This is a genomic window from Streptomyces fractus, from assembly GCF_049844455.1.
GTDB lineage: Bacteria > Actinomycetota > Actinomycetes > Streptomycetales > Streptomycetaceae > Streptomyces > Streptomyces fractus.
Genome location: NZ_JBMYHI010000002.1, coordinates 6986912 through 7009988 on the forward strand (window position 1 = coordinate 6986912; position 23077 = coordinate 7009988).

Sequence of the window (23077 nt, forward strand, 5' to 3'; positions counted from 1 at the left end):
CCCCGTTCAGTCCCCCGATCACTTCACCGCTCCGAGGGACAGGCCCTGGACGAGCTTGTCCTGGGCGGCGAACCCCGCGGCGAGCACCGGCAGGGAGATCACGAGGGACGCGGCGCACACCTTCGCCAGGAACAGGCCCTGGCTGGTGATGAAGCCGGTCAGGAAGACGGGTGCGGTCTGGGCGACGACGCCGGTCAGCACCCGCGCGAAGAGGAGTTCGTTCCAGGAGAAGATGAAACAGATCAGGGCCGTCGCCGCGATACCGGGCAGGGCGATCGGGGCGACGACCCGGGTCAGGACCGTCGGCAGCCGCGCCCCGTCGATCTGCGCCGCCTCGATCACCGCCACCGGCACCTCCGCCAGGAACGACTGCATCATCCACACCGCGATCGGCAGGTTCATCGACGTGTAGAGGATGACCAGGAGCCAGATGTTGTCGAGGAAGCCGGTGTTCTTCGCGAAGAGGTAGATCGGGAGCAGGCCCGCCACCACCGGCAGCATCTTCGTGGAGAGGAAGAAGAACAGGACGTCGGTCCACTTGCGGACCCGGCGGATCGACAGCGCGTACGCCGCCGGCAGCGCGAGGAGCAGCACGCACACCGTCGCGACGACCGACGCCACCGTCGAGTTGATGAGCGCGGGCCAGGGGCTCGCGCCGCCGTCCGCGCCGAAGAAGTCGCGGTAGCCGTCGAGGGTGAGCGACGCGGCGAAGGAGGGAGGGTTGGTGGCCGCGTCCGACTCCGAGTGGAAGGACGTCAGCGCCATCCAGGCGATCGGCAGGAAGAAGACGATGCCGGCCAGCCACGCGAGCAGGCCAAGTCCCTTGCCGCGCAGGAACGTTGAGAACGTCATCAGCGTGACACCTCCTCGCGGAACAGCGACGACACGACGCGCAGCGCGAACGTCGCGATGACGATCGAGCCGATGACGACCAGGACGCCGGCCGCCGAGGCGAGACCGTTCTCGTGGGCCTGGTAGAAGGACTCGTAGACGGTGTACGGCAGGTTCGCCGTGCCGAGGCCGCCGGACGTGATGGTGAAGACGGCGTCGAAGTTCTGCACGATGTAGATCGAGCCGAGCAGCGCGCCCAGCTCCAGGTACCTGCGCAGATGCGGCAGCGTGAGGTGCTGGAAGATCTGCCACGGTCCCGCGCCGTCCACGCGCGCGGCCTCGATCTGCTCGGCGGAGCGCGACTGAAGGCCCGCGAGCAGGATCAGCATCATGAACGGCGTCCACTGCCAGATGAGGGAGATCTCCACCGCGAGCAGCGGGGTGTTGGATATCCAGTCGGGCTGCGGCCCTCCCACGTAGTGCAACAGGCCGTTGAGCAGCCCGTATTCGGGGTTGTAGAGGACGTGCTTCCACAGCAGCGCCGCGGCGACCGGGACGATCAGGAACGGCGCGATCAGCAGCGTACGGACCAGGCCGCGGCCCTTGAAGCGGCGGTCGAGCAGCAGCGCGAGGCACAGCCCGATGACCAGGCTCGCCACGACCACCGACACCGTCAGGACGATCGTGGTGAGCACGGACTTGCGCAGGTCCGGGTCGGTGAGGACCTCGGAGTAGTTGCCGAACCAGGTGAACTGGCGGGCGTCCGGGTACAGCGCGTTCCAGTCGAAGAACGAGATCACGAGCGTGGCCACGAAGGGGAGTTGGGTGACCACGATCATGAAGACCAGGGCGGGGAGCAGCGGCGCGCGGGTCGCCCAGGCGCGCAGCCTGCTCGGGGTGTTCGGGGCGACCGGCGCGGGAGCGGTGCGGGGCGCCGGAGCGGTGGTCGTGGTCATCGGCCCTCGTACTCCTTCGCGATCTCGGCGGCGAGCTTCTGGGACTTGGCCAGCGCCGAATCGACCGACTGGCGTCCGGCGACGGCCGCGCTGATCTCCTGCGAGACCTTGGTGCCGAGGTCGGTGAACTCGGGGATGCCGACGAACTGGATGCCGGGCGCGGGCCGCGGCTGCACGCCCGGGTCACGCACCCGAGCGCCCTCGATGGCGGCCTGCGTCTGTGCCTGGAACGGGGCCGCCTCCGCGCGGTACTGCGGGATGTCGTACGTGGAGGCGCGCTTGCCCGCGGGCACGTTGGCCCAGCCGAACTTCTCGCCGACGAGCTTCTCGTACTCCTTGCCGGACGCCCAGGAGATGAACTTCCAGGCCTTGTCCGGGTTGGCGGACGCCTTCTGCAGGCCCCACGCCCAGGTGTAGAGCCAGCCGCTGGACTCCGTCCGCTCCGTGGGCGCCGCCACGTAGCCGATCTTGCCCTTGACCGGGGACTTGGCCGCTTCGAGGGAGCCGGCCGCGGAGGTCGCGTCGTACCACATGGCGGTCTTGCCCTGGGTGAGGTTGTTGAGGCACTCGGCGAAGCCGGACTGGGCGGCGCCTGACTCGCCGTGCTTGCGGACGAGGTCGACGTAGAACTTGGTGGCGTCCCTGAAGCCCTTGTCGTCGAGGCGGGCCTTCCAGTCCTTGTCGAACCAGGTGCCGCCGAAGGTGTTCACGACCGTCGTCAGCGGGGCCATGGACTCGCCCCAGCCGGGCAGCCCGCGCAGGCAGATGCCCTTCATGCCCTTCTCGGCGCCGTCGACCTTCGCCGACAGGTCCGCGACCTGCTGCCAGGTCGGGTGCGCGGGCATCTTCAGGCCCTTCTTCGCGAAGACGTCCTTGCGGTACATCAGGAAGGACGACTCTCCGTAGAACGGCTCGCCGTAGAGCTTGCCGTCGTCGCCGGTGAGCGACTCGCGCATGGGGGCGAGGATGTCCTTCTGGTCGAAGCCCTTGTCCTTGCTGACGTACGGGCCGAGCGAGCGCAGCCAGCCGTTGCGGGCGTAGATCGGGATCTCGTAGTTGGAGAGCGTCGCGACGTCGTACTGGCCCGCTTGGTTGGCGAAGTCCTGGCTGATCTTGTCGCGGACGTCGTTCTCCGGCAGGACGGTGAAGTTCACCTTGATGCCGGTCTCCTTGGTGAAATGGCGGGCGGTGAGTTTCTGCAGCTCGACCATCTGCGGGTTGTTGACCATCAGGACGTTGAGGGAGTCACCGCCCGTGCCGAGCCCGCCGGCGCCGGCCCAGCAGCCGGACAGGAGGGGGGTGAGCAGCGTCCCCGCGGCGGCCATCGCGAGCAGGGGGCCCGGTGGCCTGCGGCGGCTCTGGGTTCGCATCGATGCTCCTGGAGCCGTGGGGTTGTCAGACGCGGATGACCTGCGGCCCCATCAGCGAGTAGCGGTGGGCCTCGGACGCGGGCAGCTGGGTGCTGGTGACGATCGCCTCCAGGGCGCCCACCGGCGCGAAGCGGCAGAAGCTGACCGCGCCGAACTTGGTGTGCACGCCGGCGAAGACGGTGCGCCGCGCCGCCCGGATGGCCTGCGACTTCACCTCGCTGACGGCCGGGTCGGGGGTGGTCAGACCGTGATCGCGGGAGATGCCGTTGGCGCCGATGTAGGCGAGGTCGACGACGAATCCGGCGAGCATCTTCGACGTCCAGTGGTCCACGGTCGCGAGCGTGCCCGCGCGGACCCGGCCGCCGAGCAGCAGCACGGTCGTGTTGTCGTTCCCGGCGAGCGCGCCCGCGGTGGCGAGGGAGGCGGTGACGACGGTCAACGGCCGGTCGCGCGGCAGCGCTTCGGCGATCAGCTGCGGAGTGAAGCCCTCGTCGACGAAGACCGTCTCGGCGTCGCCGAGCAGGTCCGCGGCGGCCGTCGCGATCCGCCGCTTCTCCGGCACGTGCATCGTGGTGCGGAACGCCAGCGTCGTCTCGAACCCGGCGCTCTCCACTGGGTACGCCCCGCCGTGCGTGCGCCGCACCAGGCCGTGGTCCTCCAGGGCCCGCAGGTCGCGGCGCACGGTCTCCTTCGCGACGCCGAGCGCGGCCGCGAGTTCCGTGACGTCGACGGAGCCGGAGTGCCGCGCCGCCCGCACGATCTCCCGCTGTCGTTCCTCCGCGCTCATGCCCGTCGACCTCCCTCGTGTCCGTCACTGCCCGGCACTGCCCGTTCGGGCCCGGAAGGGCCCGCACCGGAAGTTGTACCGGGGGTACGTCGAGGTGAACAGGCCTGTAGCGGGCCCGATGCCGCCCGTTCCTGCCCGTTTCGCGGGGCGCGCGGTCCGGCGCGGACCTGCGGGGGAGCGGGGGATCATGTGGGTTCGGGCGGGGCGGATGCCCGAACAAGGCGGCGGGCGGGCCCGTTCGGTGCCCGCCCGCCGCCTCGGCGCTGTGATCAGTACGGCCAGATCGGCGGGTCGTTGATGAAGCGGCCGCCCATGTACCGGTGCGCCGGGTTGTCGTCGCTGAGCGGGCCGTGCTCGGCCAGCAGCTTCTCCGCGTACGCCTCCGAGTCGTCCTGCGGCTCGTAGCCGAGGGCGCGGGCGCTGGAGAGGTCCCACCACAGGCGGGTGTTGGCGGACGAGCCGTAGACGACGGTGTGGCCGACCTTCTCGGCGGTCAGGGCCGCGTGGAAGAGCCGGGCGCCGTCCGCGGGGCTCATCCACACCGACATCATGCGGACGTCCGTGGGCTCCTTGAAGCAGGAGCCGATGCGCACGGATACGGTCTCGATGCCGTGCTCGTCCCAGGAGAACTGGGCGAGGTCCTCGCCGAACGACTTCGACAGGCCGTAGTACGTGTCGGGGCGGCGCAGGGTCCCGACCGGGACCAGCGGCTCGCCGTCCTCCACGCGCGGGCGCGGCGTGTAGCCGATCGCGTGGTTGGAGGAGGCGAAGACGACGCGGGGCGCCGTGCCGTCCGCGCGGGACGCGGCCTCCTCCCGTACGGCCTCGTAGAGGTGGTACGTGCCCTTGATGTTCGACTCGAGGATCTTCTCGAAGGTCGACTCCAGGCTGATCCCGGCGAGGTGCAGCACGCCGTCCACGCCGCGCACCGCCTCGCGCAGCGCCGCCGTGTCATTGAGGTCGGCGACGATCGCGTCAGGCGCGCCCTCGACCGGGCGCACGTCGAGCAGCCGCAGCTCGTAGCCGTACTGGGGCAGCAGCTCCCGCATCAGGGTGCCGAGTCCGCCGGCCGCGCCGGTGAGGAGGAGTGTGCGGGGCATGCGCGTGATCTCCGTGTCCGTGAGCCGTATTCACATTCGTGGATGCTACGAACGCTAAGGAGTGGTGTGACACCCGTCAAGGGCGGCGTACTGAAGGCAAGTTCGTGCGCTTGACCGCCGCATAGGGCCCACTTACGGTGGCTGTTCAGAAATGTAAACGCCAATCATGAACGTGTACTTGTCCAGGGAGAGTCCGTGACCGCAGTCCCTCTCGCCGCTCGCCTCAGCATTCCCAGCGGGCCGCTGTTCTTCCCCGTCACCGCCTACGGACCCGACGGTGCCGTGGACCTCGACACGTACCGCACCCACGTCCGGCGCGGCGTCGAGGCCGGCGCCGCCGCCGTGTTCGCCTGCTGCGGCACCGGGGAGTTCCACGCGCTCACGCCCGAGGAGTACGAGGCCTGTGTCGCGGCCGCGGTCGAGGCGGCGGAGGGCCGGGTGCCCGTCGTCGCGGGCGCCGGATACGGCACCGCGCTCGCGGTCCGCTACGCGCGTGCGGCCGAACGGGCGGGCGCGGACGGCCTGTTGGCGATGCCGCCCTACCTCGTCGTCGCCGGGCAGGAGGGGCTGCTGCGCCACTACACCGAGCTGGCCGACTCGACCTCCCTCGACGTCATCGTCTACCAGCGCGACAACGCGGTCTTCACGCCGGAGACCGTCGTCGCGCTCTCCCGGCACCCCAAGGTGATCGGGCTCAAGGACGGGCTCGGCGACCTGGACCTGATGCAGCGCACCGTGAGCGCCGTACGGGCGGAGGGGGTGACCGACTTCCTCTACTTCAACGGCCTCCCCACCGCCGAACTCACCGGCCTCGCCTACCGCGGCATCGGCGTCACGCTCTACTCCTCCGCCGTCTTCGCCTTCGCGCCCGAGCTCGCGCAGGCCTTCCACAAGGCGCTCGGCGCGGGCGACGACACCACCGTGAACCGGCTCATCGACGGCTTCTACCGGCCGCTCGTCGAGCTCCGCAACCAGGGGCGGGGGTACGCGGTCTCCCTCGTGAAGGCGGGGGTGCGGCTCGGCGGGCTCGACGTCGGCGGGGTGCGGCCGCCGCTGCACGAGCCGAGCGAGGAACACGTCAAGCAGCTCGCCGAACTCATCGAGCGAGGCGCGCAGTTGCTGGAAGGATCCGACGCATGAGGACATCCGCCTTCGTCTACCCCTGGGACGTCAACGGCGACCCGGACGCCGCCCGACGCATCGCCGACCTCGGCGTCCAGCAGGTCACCCTCGCCGCCGCCTACCACTCCACGCGGGCCCTCACACCCCGCCACCCGCGCCACCGCATCGTGACGGCCGAGCACGCCGCCGTGCTCTATCCGATCGACCGACAGCGCTGGCAGGGGCGGGAGTTGATCCCGTACGAGGCCGGCGACTGGGCCCCCGGTGACGCACACGGAGAGGCCGCCGAGGCCCTCGCGGGCGCCGGGCTCGACGTCCACACGTGGGTCGTGCTCGCCCACAACTCCCGCATGGGCGCCGAACATCCGCACACCTCCGTCGTCAACGCCTACGGGGACCGCTACCCCTGGGCGCCGTGCATCGCGCAGCCCGCCACGCGCGCGTACCTCGTCGACCTCGCGGCGGAGGCGGCGACCCGCCCGGGCGCACGCGGCACCGAACTCGAATCGCTCGGCTGGTACGGCCTCGCGCATCTGCACGCCCACGACAAGATCGGCGGCGTCGGGCTCGGCGAGGCCGGGCAGTACCTGATGTCGCTGTGCTTCTGCCCCTCGTGCCGCGAGGGATACGGCCGATTCGGCCTGGACGCCGACGAGTTGGCGATCTTCGTCCGGTCCGCCCTGGAACCCCTGTGGCGGGGAGGTGGAGCGGACGACGGCTGGGCGACGGTCGAGAAGCTGCTCGGCGCCGAGACGGCTGCCGCCACGCGCGCGTACCGCGACACCACGGCCCGCACCCTCCAGGAGGAGGCCGTCGCGGCGGTGCGGGCCGCGGCCCCCGCCGGGTTCCGGGTGCTGCTGCACGCCGACCCGGTCTCCTACCACTGCGGCGCCAACGCCGGCGTCGACCCGGAGCACATCCTCTCCGTCGCCGACGGCGTCGTCGTGCCCTGCACGGGCGGCGCGGGCCTGGTGCGCCCCTTCGCGGACCAGGGGAGGGATGCCACCATCGCCGCGAACCTCACCGTCGTACGCGGCATGGGCGGCAGCCCCGCCACCCTCGCGGCGGACGCCGGGGCCGCGCGCGACCTGGGCGCGACCGAGCTGCGCCTGTACCACGCGGGCCTCGCGTCGGACGCGGACCTGGAGGCGGTGAAGGGGGCGCTGGCGGCACTGTGAGGGGGAGTGGCGCGGGCAGCTTGAGGGGGCGATGACGCGGCAGCTTGAGGGGGAGTGGCACCGCAGCTTGAGGGGTGGTGGCGCGGCAGCCCGGCGCAACGCGGCCGGGCGCCCCTCCCGCTCAGCCGCGCCCGATGCTCCACGCGTCCATGCGCACCGCCTTCCCGGCGACCGGGCCGCCCCGGCTGCCCGGCACGAGCCAGTACACGCCCTCGTAGGGGGCGACGCCGAAGTCCTGGGTCGCCACGGCCAGTTCGGAGCTGCCGTCGCCGTTCAGGTCGGCGAGGGCCAGGTCCGTGCCGAAGTAGTCGCGCTCGTAGTCGTGCTCGGCCGTACCCGGCATGCCGACGGCCTCCCGGTCGAGGGTGTGCGCGGGCTTCGCCGCGAGGCCGTGCGGGCCGCCGAGATACACCGACACGAGGCCGACCTGGTACACGCGCGACCGGTACGCGGAGGTGACCAGGTCGTCGCGGCCGTCGCCGTTCACGTCGCCCGTCGCGGAGTTGTCGCGGTCCTCCGGGAGCGGGGTCGAGGCGCGGCCGGTACCGGGGCCCGCCGGGCCGCCGTACACGACCTCGTCCTTGTCCTCGTCCCCGCCCTGGTAGAAGAGCTCGCGCTCGTGGATCAGGTCGACGCGGCCGTTGCCGCCGAAGTCGGCGGTGGCCATGGTCGCCAGGGAGTCGTGCGGGGCGAGGCTCGGTTCGTTCTGGGCCTCGTCGCCCTCCGGGTTGTACGGGACGGGGGCGCCGTGCCCGAGCGCCCTGAGGCCGCCCGCGCGCACGGTCGCGCGGTCGGCGCCGACCCGGTAGTACGAGGCGTCGGCGTACACCTTCGGCCAGCCCTCCTCGGTCGCCCCGCCCGCGCGGTAGCCCGTCGTGACGAACTCGTCGCGGCCGTCGCCGTCGAAGTCACCCGGGGTGAAGGATTCCGTATAGACACGGCCGTGCTGGGTGATGTCGACGTAACGGCGCTCCTTCGGCCTGCCGTCCCGGTCGAACGGGCCGAACTCCAGGGCCACGCAGCGCACCTTGTTCTTCTTGTCCCGGGTGGCGTGGTACGGGCCCGCCACCAGGTCGATCGCCCCGTCGCCGTCGAAGTCGCCCTTGGCGAAGTACGGCTCCCTGCGCACGGTCAGCCGCTTCCTGGAGCCGTCGACCCCGCCCTTGCCGCCCCAGATGAACTGCTCCTCGTAGTGGTCCAGTTCGCCGTTCCGCTTGTCGCGCTCGATGACGTAGAGGATGTCGGTCCGCCGGTCCCCGTCGAAGTCTCCGGTGAGCGGGCGAACGGCGCCGCCCTGGGTGCCGGGATTGCCGATCTGCTTGCCGTCGATGTCGGGGAAGCGGTCGGTGAGCGAGACCCGGCCGCCGGACGCGACGCCGTTCGCCGAGCCGAGGACGAGCGCGCGGTTCGGCGCCCACGGAGAGCCACGCTTCTTGAACCAGCCGTTCAGGAGCAGATCGGCGTGCCCGTCGCCGTCGAAGTCGTCCGCCGCCCCGGACACCGACCGCTTGCGTGCGTCGCCGTCCGCGACTGCCGGGGTCGGGCTCGCCTCGGGTGCGAGCGCGCAGGACCCCGGGCGGTTGTGGCGCGCCTCGGCCTCCTCCTCGCCGTTCCCCGAGCAGGACGCGAGCAGCAGGGCGGCGGCGCAGGCCAGAGCGGACGCGGCGGTACGGCGACCGTGTGCGGATCGGGGCATGGCCCCATTTCAGCAACTCCGCCAAGATCAATGGAAGTTCGGTGAAGTTCTTTTGCAGGAAGCGTTGACGAAACGAGACCGCGCTTCTAGCTTCAACGCGTCGTACTCCGTACGTCATATATGAGACGCGATACGCCATACGAGAGGCTCGCATGACCTCTGTGCCCACGCCGATCCCCTCCCGCACCCAGTACGTCCTGGAGGAGATCAAGCACCGCATCCTGACGGGGCGGCTGCGACCCGGTCAGGCCCTGGTGGAGACCGATGTCGCCGCTCAGTTCGGGGTCTCCAAGACGCCGGTGCGCGAGGCGCTCAAGACCCTCGCCGGGACCGGGCTCGTCGTGATGAGCCAGTACAAGGGCGTCACGGTGCGCATGGTGGACGCCGACATGGCCCGCGAGGTCTACGACGTGCGGCTGCTGCTCGAACCGGAGGCGCTGCGCCGCACCGTGTGCCGCCACGCCTCCCTCGACGCCGCCCGCGACGCGCTCCACCGCGCCGCCACCGCGAGCGACACGGCCCAGCGCTCCCTGGCCAACCGGGAGTTCCACCGCGCCCTCTACCTCCCGTGCGGCAACCCGCTGCTCGGCAAGATGCTCGACGAGGTCCGCGACCAGGCCGCCCTGGTGTCCGCGGTGGCGTGGGCCGCCGACCCCTCGTGGGACCGGGAGGCGACCGAGCACCGGGAGATCCTGGAGCTCGCCCTCGCCGGCGACGCCCAGGGCGCCTCGCGCGCGCTGCGCGACCACATCGCGTCGTTCGTCGAGCGGGCCTTCCCCGAAGTGCGGGAAGACCGGGAAGAAAAGGGTGAGCACCACTCATGAGCGCCACGTCCGTCACGTCAGCCACGTTCGAGACCCAGCGCGCCGCGCTCGCCGACGTGGTCGCGATCCCGGTGACCCCGTTCGCCGAGGACGGCTCCGTCGACGCGGGCCAGTACCGGGCCCTGCTCCGGCGCCTCCTCGACAGCGGGGTGCGCACCCTCACGCCGAACGGGAACACCGGCGAGTTCTACGCCCTCGGCCCCGAAGAGCGCCGCCTCGTCACGGAGTTGACCCTCGACGAGGTGGGGGAGCGGGGCGTCGTCCTGGTCGGCGTCGGCCACGACGTGCCGACCGCGATCGGGGCCGCCCGGCACGCCCGCGAGCACGGCGCCCACATGGTGATGGTCCACCAGCCCGTGCACCCGTACGTCTCCGACGTCGGCTGGGTCGACTACCACCGGGCGATCGCGCGGGCCGTGCCCGAACTCGGCGTCGTCCCGTACCTCAGGAACGCGGCGCTCCCCGGCGCCCGGCTCGCCGAACTCGGCGAGGACTGCCCGAACGTGATCGGCGTGAAGTACGCGGTGCCGGACGCCGCGCGCTTCGCCGGCTTCGCCCGGGACGCGGGCCTCGACCGGTTCGTCTGGGTGGCCGGGCTCGCCGAGCCGTACGCGCCCTCCTACTTCTCCGCGGGTGCCACGGGGTTCACCTCGGGGCTCGTGAACGTCGCGCCGGACGTCTCGCTGTCCATGATCGAAGCGCTTCGATCGGGCGACTACGCGGCCGCCATGAAGGTGTGGGAGCAGATCCGCCGCTTCGAGGAGCTGCGCGGCGCCGACGCCTCCGCCAACAACGTCACCGTCGTCAAGGAGGCACTCGCCTCCCTCGGCCTGTGCCGCCGCGACGTCCGCCCGCCGAGCAAGGAACTGCCGGAACCGGCACGCGCCGAGGTCGCCGAGATCGCAGCGAGGTGGTCCATATGAGCACGGACACGGGTCCCGAGCGGAGACCGGCCGCCGGCCGCAGGCTGAGCCCCGAAGAGCTCCGCTCCCACCAGTGGTACGGCACCGAGGGGCAGCTGCGCACCTGGTCGCACAACGCCCGGATGCGCCAACTCGGCTACGAGGCCGAGGAGTACGAGGGCCGCCCCGTCGTCGCCGTCCTCAACACCTGGTCCGACATCAACCCCTGCCACGTGCACCTGCGCGAGCGCGCCGAGGCCGTGAAGCGGGGCGTGTGGCAGGCGGGCGGCTTCCCGCTCGAATTCCCCGTCTCCACGCTCTCGGAGACGTACCAGAAGCCGACCCCGATGCTGTACCGCAACCTGCTCGCCATGGAGACCGAGGAACTTCTCCGCTCCTACCCGGTCGACGCGGCGGTGCTGCTCGGCGGCTGCGACAAGTCGACCCCGGCCCTGCTCATGGGCGCGACCTCCGCCGACGTGCCGTCGATCTTCGTGCCGGCCGGGCCGATGCTGCCGGGCCACTGGCGCGGTGAGACCCTCGGCTCCGGCACCGACATGTGGAAGTACTGGGACGAGCACCGCGCGGGCAACCTCACCGACTGTGAACTCCGGGAACTCCAGGGCGGGTTGGCGAGGTCGCCCGGCCACTGCATGACCATGGGGACGGCGTCCACCATGACCGCGGCGGCCGAGGCCCTCGGCATGACACTGCCGGGCGCCTCCTCGATCCCGGCCGTCGACTCCGCGCACGAACGGATGGCCGCCGCCTCCGGGCGCCGCGCCGTCGAACTCGCCTGGACCGCGCTGAGGCCCTCCGCGATCCTCACCCCCGAGGCCTTCGAGGACGCCGTCACCACGGTGCTCGGACTCGGCGGCTCCACCAACGCCGTCATCCACCTCATCGCCATGGCCGGGCGGGCGGGGGTGTCGCTCACGCTCGACGACTTCGACCGCGTCGCCCGCACCGTTCCCGTGCTCGCGAACGTGCGGCCGGGTGGGCAGACGTACCTGATGGAGGACTTCCACTTCGCCGGCGGCCTGCCCGCGTTCCTCTCCCGGATCCCCGATCTGCTGCACCTCGAACGGCCCACGGTCAACGGACGGTTGGGCCAGCAGATCGAGAGCGCCGAGGTCCACGACGACGACGTGATCCGCACCCGTACGAACCCGGTCGCGGCCGAGGGCGGTGTCGCCGTCCTGCGCGGCAACCTCTGCCCCGACGGCGCCGTCATCAAGCACATCGCCGCCGAACCGCGGCTGCTCAAGCACACCGGCACGGCAGTGGTCTTCGACGACTACAAGACCATGCAACGCACCATCAACGACCCGGAGTTGGGCATCACCGCCGACAGTGTCCTGGTGTTGCGCGGCTCGGGCCCCAAGGGCGGGCCCGGCATGCCCGAGTACGGGATGCTGCCCATCCCCGACCACCTGCTGAAGCAGGGCGTGCGCGACATGGTGCGGCTCTCCGACGCCAGGATGAGCGGCACGAGTTACGGGGCGTGCGTCCTGCATATCGCCCCCGAGTCGCACGTCGGTGGACCGCTCGCGCTGGTCCGCAGCGGGGACACCATCACTCTCGACGTCGCCGCACGATCCCTCCAACTCGACGTGAGCGACGAGGAGTTGGCGCGGCGCAGGGCCGAGTGGACCCCGCCCGCCGAGCGCCACCAGCGCGGCTACGGCGCGCTCTACGACGAGCAGATCACCCAGGCCGACACCGGCTGCGACTTCGCCTTCCTGGCGCGGCCCGGCACGGTACCGGACCCGTACGCGAGCTGAGCCACCTCGAACACCGTCTGTGAAGCGTTTCGACGTGTGGGTCGTGCAAGCGCTTTCTGCCGACCTGTAACGGACCCGCAAAAAGTACCGACCTGAGCCACCGAGAACGGAGTTCCCGTCATGGCCCAAGCCGCAGCCGTGGCCAAAGCCCCGGGGGGCGCGTCGCCGCCCCGGCGCCGTAAGTCAGCCACCCCGCGCAGGCTCCCGTATCTGCTGATCGCACCCGCCGGGCTGCTGATGCTGGGCTTCATCGCGTATCCCGTCATCAGCGTCTTCTACTACAGCCTGCAGCACTTCAACCCGACCAAGCCCTGGCGCAACGGGTTCGCGGGACTCGACAACTTCGTCACCGCGTTCACCAACGACCCGGACTTCTGGCGGACGCTGGGATTCAGCCTCCAATGGGTCGGCGTCCAGGTCGTGCTGCAACTGCTGCTCGGCCTCGGGCTCGCGCTCGTCGTCAACCAGACGTTCGTCGGCCGCGGCATGGCCCGCGCCCTCGTCTTCTCGCCCTGGGCCGTCTCCGGCGTGCTGACCTCCGCGGTCTGGATGCTGCTCTACAACTCGCAGCCATCGGCGTCGGCAGCTACGGCACGTCCTGGCTGTCGGACACCGCGACCGTCTTCCCGGCCGTCGTCACCGCCGAACTCTGGCGCGGCGTCCCCTTCTTCGCGATCCTCATCCTCGCCGACCTGCAGTCCGTCTCGAAGGACCTGTACGAGGCCGCCGAGGTCGACGGGGCGAGCCGCTTCCGGCAGTTCTTCCACATCACGCTGCCGCACCTGAAGGACGCGATCATCCTGTCCACGCTGCTGCGCGCGGTGTGGGAGTTCAACAACGTCGACCTGCTCTACACCCTCACCGGCGGCGGACCCGCGGGTGAGACGACCACCCTGCCGCTGCGCATCGCCTCCATCGCCGTCGACAGCCACGACTTCGGCTACGCGTCCGCGCTGACGTCCATCGCCTTCGTGATCCTCCTGTTCTGCTCGATGATCTACCTCCGGCTGAGCAAGTTCGGGGGCGAGGACAAGTGACCGTCAAGGAAGCCCAGTTGACCGCCACCACGACCGCGCCCGCCGCCACGGAGGGCGGCAGCCGGCACCGCGCCGCACTCCGCCCCGCCAAGAAGGGCCGCACAGGACCCTCCTGGGAGGACGTTCCGCGCTGGCAGATCTACGTACCGCTCGGCGTCTACCTCCTCTTCACGCTCATCCCCTTCTACTGGATGCTGCTCTTCGCGTTCCGGCCCACCGGATCCACGTCCCTCGTGCCGTGGCCGCTCACCTTCGAGCACTTCGACAAGGTGTGGAACGAGCGGTCCTTCGCGATCTTCTTCCAGAACAGCCTGCTCGTCGGCCTCGCCTCGATGCTGATGACGACGGTCGTGGCGCTCGCCGGCGGCTACGCCCTCGCGCGCTTCAACTTCCGCGTCAAGCAGGGCTTCATGCTCGCGCTGCTGTGCTCGCAGTTCATTCCGGGCGCCCTGATGCTGGTCCCGCTGTTCCAGATCTTCGCCAACCTGCGGCTGATCAACTCGCTGGGCAGCGTCATCATCGCCGAGACCGTCTTCCAGCTGCCGCTCACGATGATTCTCATCAGCGGCTTCATCAAGAACGTGCCGTACTCGCTCGAAGAGGCCGCCTGGGTCGACGGCTGCGGACGCTTCCGCGCCTTCTGCGCCGTCGTGCTGCCCCTGCTGCGGCCGGGGCTGATCGCGGTCGGCTCCTTCGCCTTCGTGCACAGCTGGAACCACTTCCTGTTCGCCCTCATGTTCCTCTCCAACCAGGACAAGCAGACGATCCCGGTCGGCCTCGCGACCCTCATGGGCGCCGACTCCGTCGACCTGGGCGCGCTCGCCGCCGGCGGTGTCGTGGCCGCGCTGCCCGTCGTGATCGTCTTCGCCTTCATTCAGAAATGGCTCGTCACGGGGTTCAGCGCGGGGGCGGTGAAGGGATGACAAGCACTATGAAGATCAAGTCGATCATGCAGACACGCGACAGCGACCCGGTGCGCGAACCCGTCCCCGTCGTCCTCGCGGGGGCGCGCGGGCACGGCCGCTGGCACCTGAACAACCTGCGCAATCTGGCGGAGGCGGGCCGGGTGAAGCTCGCCGGGGTGTGCGAGCTGCGGCCGCTGGACGCGGCGGAGCTCGACGGATTCGATACGGACGGCGTCGTGCAGTCCGCCGACTTCGGGGAGCTGCTCGACCGCACCGGCGCCCGGATCGCGATCATCTGCACCCCGATCCCCACGCACACGGACCTGGCCCTGGTCGCCGCCGAGCGGGGCGTGCACCTGCTCCTGGAGAAGCCGCCCGCGCCGTCGTACACGGAATACGAGCGGATGGCGGCCGGGGTGGCCGCGGCCGGGATCGCCTGCCAGGTCGGCTTCCAGTCGCTCGGCTCGCATGCGGTGTCTCATATACGAGATCTCGTACGCGACGGCCGCATCGGCGAGCCCCTCGGCATCGGCGCCGCCGGAGCCTGGGCCCGCGACGAGGCCTACTACCGGCGCGCACCCTGGGCCGGGCGCCGCCGCCTCCCCGCCGACGGCGGGACCGGCGAAGCCGGCGGCACGGGCCGCACGGTCGATGTCGTCGACGGCGTGCTCACCAACCCCCTCGCCCACGCCGTCGCCACCTCCCTCGCCCTCGACGGCGCGACCGGCGGCGACGACCTCACCGCGATCCGCACCGAGTTGTACCGCGCCAACGACATCGAGGCCGACGACACCTCGTACGTCGAGCTGACCACCCGGACCGGATCGCGCGTCACCGTCGCCGCAACACTGTGCGCGGAACTGCCCGACGAGCCGTACGTGATCGTGCACGGCAGCCGGGGCCGGATCACGTTCTGGTACAAGCAGGACCGCGTCCTCGTGCAGCGCGCGGACCACGGCCCGGAGGAGACCGTGCACGGGCGCACCGACCTCCTGGCGAACCTGATCGAGCACCTCGCCACGGACGGGGAGACGCCGCTGCTCGTGCCGCCCGCCTCCACCGGCGCGTTCATGCGCGTCGTCGAGGCGATCCGGCGGGCCCCCGATCCGCTGGCGCTGCCCGCGGACGCGTGGAGCGAGCTGCCCGCCGACCGGCCGGGCGCCGTACGCCGGGTGGTGCACGGCGCCGACGGGCTCGTCGCGGCGAGCGCCGACACGCTCACCGGCTTCGCCGGGCTCGGCGCGCCGTGGGCCCGCCCGGGAGCGGAGGCCTCGTCATGACCCGAACCGTGCACGGGCTGACCACCGCCCCGCTGACGCTGAGCTGCGCGGGCCGCCCCGTCGCCCGCTACGAGATCCGCCCCGACGTCGGGCGACGCCTCTCGCCGCGCCCCTTCCTGCACCCGGTGACGACGCTCGCCGGCACCCCCGTCACCGAGTTCGCGCCCGCCGACCACCCGCACCACCTCGGCGTGAGCGTCGCGGTGCCGGACGTCGCGGGCCGCAACTTCTGGGGCGGGCGCACCTACGTCCGTGACCAGGGCCCGACCGAGCTCGACAATCACGGCGAGCAGCGGCACCGCGAGTTCAAGCTGTGCGACCCGGACGGGTTCGTGGAGGACCTGGACTGGGTCGCGGACGGCTGCGTCCCGCTCCTGCGCGAGCGCCGCACCGTTGCCGTCACCCAACTCGCGGAAAACGCCTGGGCGTTGGACTTCACCTTCTCGCTCACCAACCCCTCCGACCACGAGCTCGGCATCGGGAGCCCCGCCACCAACGGCCGCCCCGGCGCCGCCTACGGAGGCTTCTTCTGGCGGGCGCCGAAGGAGACCGCGGCCCCGGCCGTGTTCACCGCGGACGGTGCGGGCGAGGCGGCGGTCCACGGCCGACCCGCCGACTGGCTGGCCATGGCGGGCGACGGCTGGACCCTCGTCTTCGCGGGCGCCACCGCGCAGACCCGCCGCGACCCGTGGTTCGTCCGCACCGGCGAATACCCGGGCGTCGGCTCCTCGCTCGCCTCCACCACCCGCCTGACCATCGCCCCCGGCGCCACCGCCGTACGCCGCGTGGTCACCGTCATCGCCGACGGCACCCTCGACCGGAAACGGGCGGCTGCACTGGTCCGCAAGGCGGTGGCCGCATGAGTACGGTGACGCGCACCGGTGACCTGGGCGACGGGACGTACCGCAATCCCGTGCTCGCCGCCGACTGGTCCGATCCCGACGTGGTCCGCGTCGGCGACGACTTCTATCTGACCGCGTCCAGCTTCGGCCGTGTACCGGGGCTGCCGCTGCTGCACTCCCGCGACCTCGTCAACTGGACGCTCGTCGGACACGCCCTGGACCGGCTCGAACCCGCCGAGGCGTTCACCACCCCGCGGCACGACTGCGGCGTGTGGGCGCCGTCGATCCGGCACCACGACGGGCGCTTCTGGATCTTCTGGGGCGACCCCGACCACGGCGTGTACCAGGTCAACTCCCCGTCGATCGAGGGCCCTTGGACGCCGCCTCATCTGCTCAAGGCGGGCAAGGGGCTCATCGACGTCTGCCCACTGTGGGACGAGGAGACCGGCGAGGCGTATCTCGTGCACGCCTACGCCAAATCGCGCGCCGGCATCAAGAACCGCCTCACCGGACACCGCATGGCGCCCGACGGCACCGAACTCCTCGACGAGGGGCGGGTGTTGATCGACGGGGACCGCATCCCCGGCTGGTTCACCCTTGAGGGCCCCAAGGCCTACCGGCACGACGGCTGGTACTGGATCTTCGCCCCGGCGGGCAGCGTGGAGACCGGCTGGCAGGGCGCCTTCCGCTCCCGCTCGTTCTTCGGCCCCTACGAGGAGCGGGTCGTGCTCGAACAGGGCGACACCGACGTCAACGGCCCCCACCAGGGCGGATGGGTGCGCACAGCGGCGGGCGACGACTGGTTCCTGCACTTCCAGCAGCGCGGCCCGTACGGGCGTGTGGTGCATTTGCAGCCGATGCGCTGGGACGCCTCCGGGTGGCCCGTGATCGGCGACGACGGCGCCCCCGTCGACGTACACGAGAAGCCCGCGCTGCCGGCGCAGCCGGTGGCGGCGCCCGCGACGGACGACACCTTCCCCGGTGGACGCTTCGGGCTCCAGTGGCAGTGGGCGGCCAACTCCGCGGCGGACTGGACGAGTTCGCACGACGGGGACGGACTGCTGCTCGCCTGCGTGCGCTCCGCCGACGGGGTGCGCGACCTGCGCCGCGTACCGCACCTGCTGACCCAGCGGCTGCCGCTCCTGCCGAGCCGGATCGAGGTCGACCTGCGGCTCGACAGTACAACTCCCGGTGCCCGTGCGGGACTTGCCGTGCTCGGAGACGCGTACACGTGGATCGGCCTCGAACGCGGGGCGGACGGCACGGCCCACGTCGTGCACCGGTTCGCCGAGACCACCGCCGACGCCGAACGGGACGCGGCCCATCCCCGCGGGGCGCCCGACGCGACGGCGCGCCTGCGCGTCGACATCGCCGACGGGGCCCGCTGCCGCTTCTCCGTCGACACCGGAGACGGCTTCCGGCGCTCGGGCCAGGTGTTCGCCGCGCAGCCCTGGCGCTGGGTCGGCGCCCTGCTCGGCCTGTTCGCGGCGGCGCCACCCGGCGACACGTCCGCCGGCACCGCCCGCTTCACGCACTTCCGCAGCACCACCCTCCAGTTGGATCCAGAAGAAGAGAGCCGACCATGACCATCAGTGCACGCAGAGGAACCCGCAGCGGCATCCGCCGGTCCACGCTGCGCACCGGCACCGCCGTCGCCATCGGCACCGTCCTCGCCCTGACCGCCACCGCCTGCGGCGACGACGGCAGCGGGTCCGGCGGCGACAAGGGGAACGAGGGCTCCGGCAAGGGCGAGATCACCTTCTGGGACAACAACACGGCCGTGCGCCGCGACGTCTGGATGGAGATCATCAAGGACTTCGAGAAGAAGAACCCGAACATCAAGGTCAAGTACGTCGGCATCCCCGCCGAGAACGTGCAGTCCAAGTACGACACCGCCATCCAGGGCGGCGGTCTGCCCGACGTCGGCGGCGTGGGCACCGCGATGCTCGCCGGTGTCGCCGCGCAGAACGCCCTCGAACCGCTCGACGAGCGCATCGCCACGAGCTCCCTCAACGGGAAGCTCAACGACGCCTTCATGGAGTCGGTGAAGTCCGCGGGCGCCGGGGACAAGGTCTTCGAGCTGCCGACCTCCGCCAACAACGGTGTCCTCTACTACCGCACCGATCTGTTCAAGAAGGCCGGCCTCGGCGCGCCGACGACCTGGGACAAGTTCTTCGACGCGGCGTCCAAGCTCACCGACACCGGCAAGAACGAGTTCGGCTACACCATCCGCGGCGGCGAGGGCTCCATCGCGCAGGCCCTCGACGCGTCGTACGGGCAGAGCGGCATCACCTCGTTCTGGGACAAGAACAACGAGAAGACGACCGTCAACGACCCCAAGAACGTTGCCGCGTTGGCGAAGTACGCCGGTCTCTACAAGAAGGCGACGCCGTCCGCCGACGTCAACAACGACTTCACGAAGATGGTCGCCCAGTACGACAGTGGCAAGATCGGCATGCTGAGCCACAACCTCGGCTCGTACGGCGACCACGTGAAGGCGTTCGGCTCCAAGTTCCGCGGCATACCCAACCCGACGGGCCCGGGCGGCACCCGCGTCCAGGTCTCCAACCCGGTCGACGGGCTCGGCCTGTTCAAGGCGAGCAAGAACAAGAAGGCCGCCTGGAAGTTCATGGAGTTCGCCGCCTCGCACGCGGAGAACAGCAAGTGGAACGAGTCGGCCAAGCAGATCCCGGCCAACACCGAGGCCGCCAAGGACAGCTGGGTCCAGGAGTCCGAGCCGACGAAGCTCGCCGCCGAGGCGCTGCAGTCCGGCACCACCAAGATCGTGCAGCTGCCGTACTACCTGCCGGACTGGAACACCATCTCCAAGGCCGACAACGAGGACGACTTCCAGAAGGTCATGCTCGGCAAGATGACCGCCAAGGCCTTCCTGGACTCGCTCGCCGACCAGCTCAACAAGGCACAGGCCGAATGGAAGCAGCAGGCCAACTAGCGGCACCTGCCCGCCTGTTCACTCCAGACCGGGCCGGCGGCGGGACGCCTCGTGCCCCGCGGCTCCCGCCGCCGGCCCCACCAATACCCGGTCCTGAAAGGACGGCACACCGACGTGTCGACCACCCGAAGAGCCACCCTGGCCGCCCTCGCGTCCCTGCCGCTCGCGGCGGCCCTCGCATCCCCCGTGCCGGCGGCCACCGCCCGGCACGACCGGCGGACCCTCTTCATCGCGGGCGACTCCACCGCCGCCCAGAAGTACCTCGACGCCAAGCCCGAGACCGGCTGGGGCATGGCCCTCCCGCTCTTCCTCGCCGACCGCGTCCGGGTCGCCAACCACGCGGTCAACGGCCGCAGTTCGAAGAGCTTCGTCGACGAGGGCCGCCTCGACGCGATCCTCGCGGCGATCCGCCCCGGCGACCTCCTCCTCGTCCAGTTCGCGCACAACGACGAGAAGAGCGCCGACCCCACGCGCTACACCGAGCCCTGGTCGACGTACCAGGACTTCCTGAAGCTGTACGTCGACGGGGCGCGGGCCAGGGGAGCCCGCCCGGTGCTCGCCACCGCCGTCGAGCGCAGAAAGTTCGACGCGAGCGGCAACTCCCAGCCCACGCACGGCGACTACCCGGCGGCGATGCGCGCTCTCGCCGAACGGGAGGGCGTCGCGCTGCTCGACGTCCAGGCGCTGTCCCTCGCCCTGTGGCAGAAGCTCGGCGTCGAGGACACGAAGACGTACTTCAACTGGACCGCGACCGAGCAGGACAACACGCACTTCAACCCGCCCGGAGCGATCGCGGTGGCCCGCCTCGTGGCCACCGAACTGCTCCGCCGGAAGGTGCTGCCCGACCGGGACGCGCGCCGTCTCGGCGACGCCGTCGACGAACTGGACCCGGCATGGCAGTCCCGCCTCACGTGGTTGGACGGCACAACTCCCCCCTGACGCACGCCCATTGAACGCATCCCAGCTGCACGCACACCCGTTGCACGCATCAAGGAGCCGCACAGTGAGAGCACACAGGAAGAGCAAGCAGAGATACGCGGTCGTCGCCGCCGGCTGCACCGCCGTCGTCCTCGCCGTCACCGGGACGGTCACCACCGCGGGCGCCGCGGAGAGCCACGGCCGAGACCTCGCCCGGCAGACCCTCGCCAAGGGCGACGGCTGGGCCTCCGCCACCACCGGCACGATGGGCGGCGCCGCAGCCGACGCCGCACACGTCTACACCGTCACCACCTGGGCCGAGCTGAAGGCCGCCTTCGCCGAAGGCGGCACCGCGCCCAAGATCGTCAAGATCAAGGGCACCCTCGACGCGGACGGCGCGACCTGCGCCGACTTCGCAGCCGACGGCTACGACCTCGACCGGTACCTCGCCGATTACGACCCCGCCACCTGGGGCTACGACAAGGAGGTGACCGGCGAACAGGAGGACCTGCGCGCCGCGTCCGCCACCGCCCAGGCCAAGGCCATCAAGGCGAACGTGCCCGCCAACACCACGATCATCGGCGTCGGCAGGAACCCCGGAATCGTCGGCGGCAGCCTCCAGATCAACGGCGTCGACAACGTCATCGTGCGCGGCCTCACCCTGGAGTCCCCGCTCGACTGCTTCCCGCAGTGGGACCCGACGGACGGCGACACCGGCAACTGGAACTCCGAGTACGACGCCGCCGTCGTCTACAACTCGACGCATGTCTGGCTGGACCACAACGAGTTCACCGACGGCGACCACCCGGACTCCACGCTGCCCAGCTACTACGGCCGCATCTACCAACAGCACGACGGCGAGCTCGACATCGTCAAGGGCGCCGACCTCGTGACCGCCTCCTGGAACGTCTTCGCCGACCACGACAAGACCCTGATGATCGGCAACAGCGACGGTGCGGCCGCCACGGACCGCGGCAAGCTGCGCGTGACCCTGCACCACAACCTGTTCAAGAACCTCGTCGAGCGGGCGCCGCGCGTCCGGTTCGGCCAGGTCGACGTCTACAACAACTCGTATGTGGGCAACGCGGATTACTCGTACTCGTTCGGCATCGGCTTCGAGTCGCAGCTCTACGCGGAGAAGAACGCGTTCACGCTGCCGAAGACGATCGGCGCGGGCGCCGTCCTGCACCGCTGGAACGACTATCCGGTGACAGCCACCGGCAACCAGGTCAACGGCAAGGCGGTCGACCTCGTGGCCGCCTACAACACGACCCACGCGGACGCCCCGCTCCGCGAGGGCGCCGGCTGGAAGCCGACCCTGCGGGGGCACGTGGACCCGGCGAAGTCGGTGCCGCGAGTGGTTGCGCGGGGCGCAGGCCCTAATTAAGCCCCGCCGGCGATTGAGGCGCGGGGTCCGGGGCAGAGCCCCGCGTCGTGTGCCCCAATCGCCGGCCACCCTCCCAGGAGCCGCACCATGCAGACACACCGCCTCGGCAGAAGAACCTTCATCGCAGGCGGGGTGGCGGCGCTCGCCTTGAGCGCCACCACCGCCCCCGCCCAGGCCACGCCCCACCGCCCCTTCGGCCGCTACGGCTCACCCAAGAACCGCCTCACCCCGACCACCCTCTACGTACACCCGCACGGCGCGGGCGACTTCACCACCGTGCAGGCAGCCGCGTCCGCCGCGACGACTCCCGGCCACACCCTCGTCCTCGCCCCCGCCACCTACCGGGAAACGGTCACCGTCCCGGCCACCGCCACCGGCACGACCTGGATCGGCGCCTCCGACGACCCCCGCGACACGGTCATCGTGTACGACAACGCCGCCGGCACCCCGAAACCCGACGGCAGCGGCACGTACGGCACGACCGGCAGCGCCACCGTCACCCTGCGCCCCGACGGCTTCACCGCGCACCGCCTCACCTTCGCCAACGACTGGCTGCGCGCGGACCACCCGGAGATCACCGGGACGCAGGCCGTCGCGGTCAAGGCGACGGGCGACCGCTCGGCGTTCTTCCAGTGCCGCTTCCTCGGCCACCAGGACACGCTCTACGCCGACTCGGCCGCGCTCACCGCCTTCGCCCGCCAGTACTTCCACGACTGCTACGCCGAGGGCGACGTCGACTTCATCTTCGGACGCGGCACGGCGGTCTTCGAGCGCTGCCGCTTCCGCACGCTGAACCGCACCGACCTGGCATCGGCGCCGTACGGCTTCGTGTTCGCGCCGTCCACGGCGGGCGCCAACCCGCGCGGCTTCCTGGCCGTCCGCTGCCGGATCGACTCCACCGCCCCGGACGCGTACTACAAGCTGGCCCGCCCCTGGGTGCCCAGCTCCGACACGACGGCCAGGCCCGCCCTCGTCGTCCGCGAGTCCCGGCTCGGCCGTGGCATCGACGCGGCAGCGCCCTACACGAACATGTCGGACAGCTTCCCCTGGCAGAGCCAGCGGTTCGCGGAGTACCGGAACACCGGCCCCGGCGCCGCGTCGCCGATCCCCGGGAACCGCCCGCAACTCACCACGGAACAGGCGGCCGTGCAGACACGGGAGGCGTATCTCGGGGACTGGCGACCGTGGGCGTGAGCCGCGCCGCT

At 71.0% G+C, this 23077-nt stretch carries 19 protein-coding genes and 1 pseudogene; 14 read left to right on the top strand and 6 right to left on the bottom strand.

All coding sequences use genetic code 11. The features are described 5' to 3' along the window. Nucleotides 1–18 precede the first annotated feature (18 nt). From ACP4E5_RS33615 to ACP4E5_RS33635, 5 genes are all read right to left on the bottom strand, one after another. Entirely contained in the window at nt 19–852 is an 834-nt protein-coding gene (locus tag ACP4E5_RS33615; RefSeq protein WP_425835336.1) for a carbohydrate ABC transporter permease, read from the bottom strand. Beyond that, on the bottom strand, nt 852–1787 hold the full coding sequence (locus ACP4E5_RS33620; protein WP_425835338.1) for a carbohydrate ABC transporter permease: 936 nt from the start codon (nt 1785–1787) through the stop codon (nt 852–854). Before ACP4E5_RS33620 ends, ACP4E5_RS33615 begins: the two co-directional genes overlap by 1 nt. Next, nucleotides 1784–3157: an ABC transporter substrate-binding protein gene (locus ACP4E5_RS33625; protein ID WP_425835340.1), complete on the bottom strand. Its 1374-nt coding sequence runs from the start codon at nt 3155–3157 to the stop codon at nt 1784–1786. The genes ACP4E5_RS33620 and ACP4E5_RS33625 overlap by 4 nt, the downstream gene beginning before the upstream one ends. A gap of 25 nt (nt 3158–3182) precedes the next feature. Then, entirely contained in the window at nt 3183–3944 is a 762-nt protein-coding gene (locus tag ACP4E5_RS33630; protein ID WP_425835342.1) for a DeoR/GlpR family DNA-binding transcription regulator, read from the bottom strand. 269 nt (nt 3945–4213) lie between these two features. After that, a complete protein-coding gene (locus ACP4E5_RS33635) occupies nt 4214–5044 on the bottom strand; it encodes an NAD-dependent epimerase/dehydratase family protein (protein WP_425835344.1) in 831 nt (276 codons plus the stop codon). A gap of 195 nt (nt 5045–5239) precedes the next feature. On the opposite strand from ACP4E5_RS33635, the gene ACP4E5_RS33640 reads away from it, so the two are divergent. Both ACP4E5_RS33640 and ACP4E5_RS33645 read left to right on the top strand, forming a co-directional pair. Next, a complete protein-coding gene (locus tag ACP4E5_RS33640) occupies nt 5240–6184 on the top strand; it encodes a 5-dehydro-4-deoxyglucarate dehydratase (protein WP_425835346.1) in 945 nt (314 codons plus the stop codon). Next, nucleotides 6181–7344, top strand: a complete 1164-nt coding sequence (locus tag ACP4E5_RS33645) for a hypothetical protein (RefSeq protein WP_425835348.1) — start codon at nt 6181–6183, stop codon at nt 7342–7344. Before ACP4E5_RS33640 ends, ACP4E5_RS33645 begins: the two co-directional genes overlap by 4 nt. Before the next feature lie 121 nt (nt 7345–7465). Here ACP4E5_RS33645 and ACP4E5_RS33650 read toward each other — a convergent pair whose 3' ends face one another. Continuing rightward, nucleotides 7466–9040, bottom strand: a complete 1575-nt coding sequence (locus tag ACP4E5_RS33650; protein ID WP_425835350.1) for an FG-GAP and VCBS repeat-containing protein — start codon at nt 9038–9040, stop codon at nt 7466–7468. Between the two features lie 152 nt (nt 9041–9192). Here ACP4E5_RS33650 and ACP4E5_RS33655 point away from each other — a divergent pair, with 152 nt between their 5' ends. From ACP4E5_RS33655 to ACP4E5_RS33710, 12 genes and pseudogenes are all read left to right on the top strand, one after another. Continuing rightward, complete coding sequence (locus ACP4E5_RS33655; protein ID WP_425835352.1) at nt 9193–9864, top strand: GntR family transcriptional regulator; 672 nt, start codon at nt 9193–9195, stop codon at nt 9862–9864. Beyond that, entirely contained in the window at nt 9861–10787 is a 927-nt protein-coding gene (locus ACP4E5_RS33660) for a dihydrodipicolinate synthase family protein (protein ID WP_425835354.1), read from the top strand. The genes ACP4E5_RS33655 and ACP4E5_RS33660 overlap by 4 nt, the downstream gene beginning before the upstream one ends. Continuing rightward, entirely contained in the window at nt 10784–12550 is a 1767-nt protein-coding gene (araD, locus tag ACP4E5_RS33665) for an L-arabinonate dehydratase (protein WP_425835356.1), read from the top strand. Before ACP4E5_RS33660 ends, araD begins: the two co-directional genes overlap by 4 nt. A 120-nt stretch (nt 12551–12670) precedes the next feature. Next, nucleotides 12671–13587: pseudogene (locus tag ACP4E5_RS33670) on the top strand (carbohydrate ABC transporter permease). Further along, nucleotides 13584–14510, top strand: a complete 927-nt coding sequence (locus ACP4E5_RS33675; protein WP_425835358.1) for a carbohydrate ABC transporter permease — start codon at nt 13584–13586, stop codon at nt 14508–14510. The pseudogene ACP4E5_RS33670 and the gene ACP4E5_RS33675 overlap by 4 nt, the downstream one beginning before the upstream one ends. A 26-nt stretch (nt 14511–14536) precedes the next feature. After that, nucleotides 14537–15772, top strand: coding sequence for a Gfo/Idh/MocA family protein (locus ACP4E5_RS33680; protein WP_425841856.1), 1236 nt, complete (start codon nt 14537–14539; stop codon nt 15770–15772). Further along, the gene (locus ACP4E5_RS33685) at nt 15769–16635 is read left to right on the top strand and encodes a DUF6807 domain-containing protein (protein ID WP_425835360.1); all 867 of its coding nucleotides are present in this window, start codon (nt 15769–15771) and stop codon (nt 16633–16635) included. The genes ACP4E5_RS33680 and ACP4E5_RS33685 overlap by 4 nt, the downstream gene beginning before the upstream one ends. Next, on the top strand, nt 16632–18200 hold the full coding sequence (locus tag ACP4E5_RS33690; RefSeq protein WP_425835362.1) for a glycoside hydrolase family 43 protein: 1569 nt from the start codon (nt 16632–16634) through the stop codon (nt 18198–18200). The genes ACP4E5_RS33685 and ACP4E5_RS33690 overlap by 4 nt, the downstream gene beginning before the upstream one ends. Further along, on the top strand, nt 18197–19567 hold the full coding sequence (locus ACP4E5_RS33695; RefSeq protein WP_425835364.1) for an ABC transporter substrate-binding protein: 1371 nt from the start codon (nt 18197–18199) through the stop codon (nt 19565–19567). Before ACP4E5_RS33690 ends, ACP4E5_RS33695 begins: the two co-directional genes overlap by 4 nt. Before the next feature lie 114 nt (nt 19568–19681). Beyond that, a complete protein-coding gene (locus ACP4E5_RS33700; protein ID WP_425835366.1) occupies nt 19682–20506 on the top strand; it encodes a rhamnogalacturonan acetylesterase in 825 nt (274 codons plus the stop codon). Nucleotides 20507–20570: 64 nt separating this feature from the next. Next, nucleotides 20571–21872, top strand: coding sequence for a pectate lyase family protein (locus tag ACP4E5_RS33705; RefSeq protein WP_425835368.1), 1302 nt, complete (start codon nt 20571–20573; stop codon nt 21870–21872). Between the two features lie 87 nt (nt 21873–21959). Further along, on the top strand, nt 21960–23066 hold the full coding sequence (locus ACP4E5_RS33710; RefSeq protein ID WP_425835370.1) for a pectinesterase family protein: 1107 nt from the start codon (nt 21960–21962) through the stop codon (nt 23064–23066). Nucleotides 23067–23077: the final 11 nt, after the last annotated feature.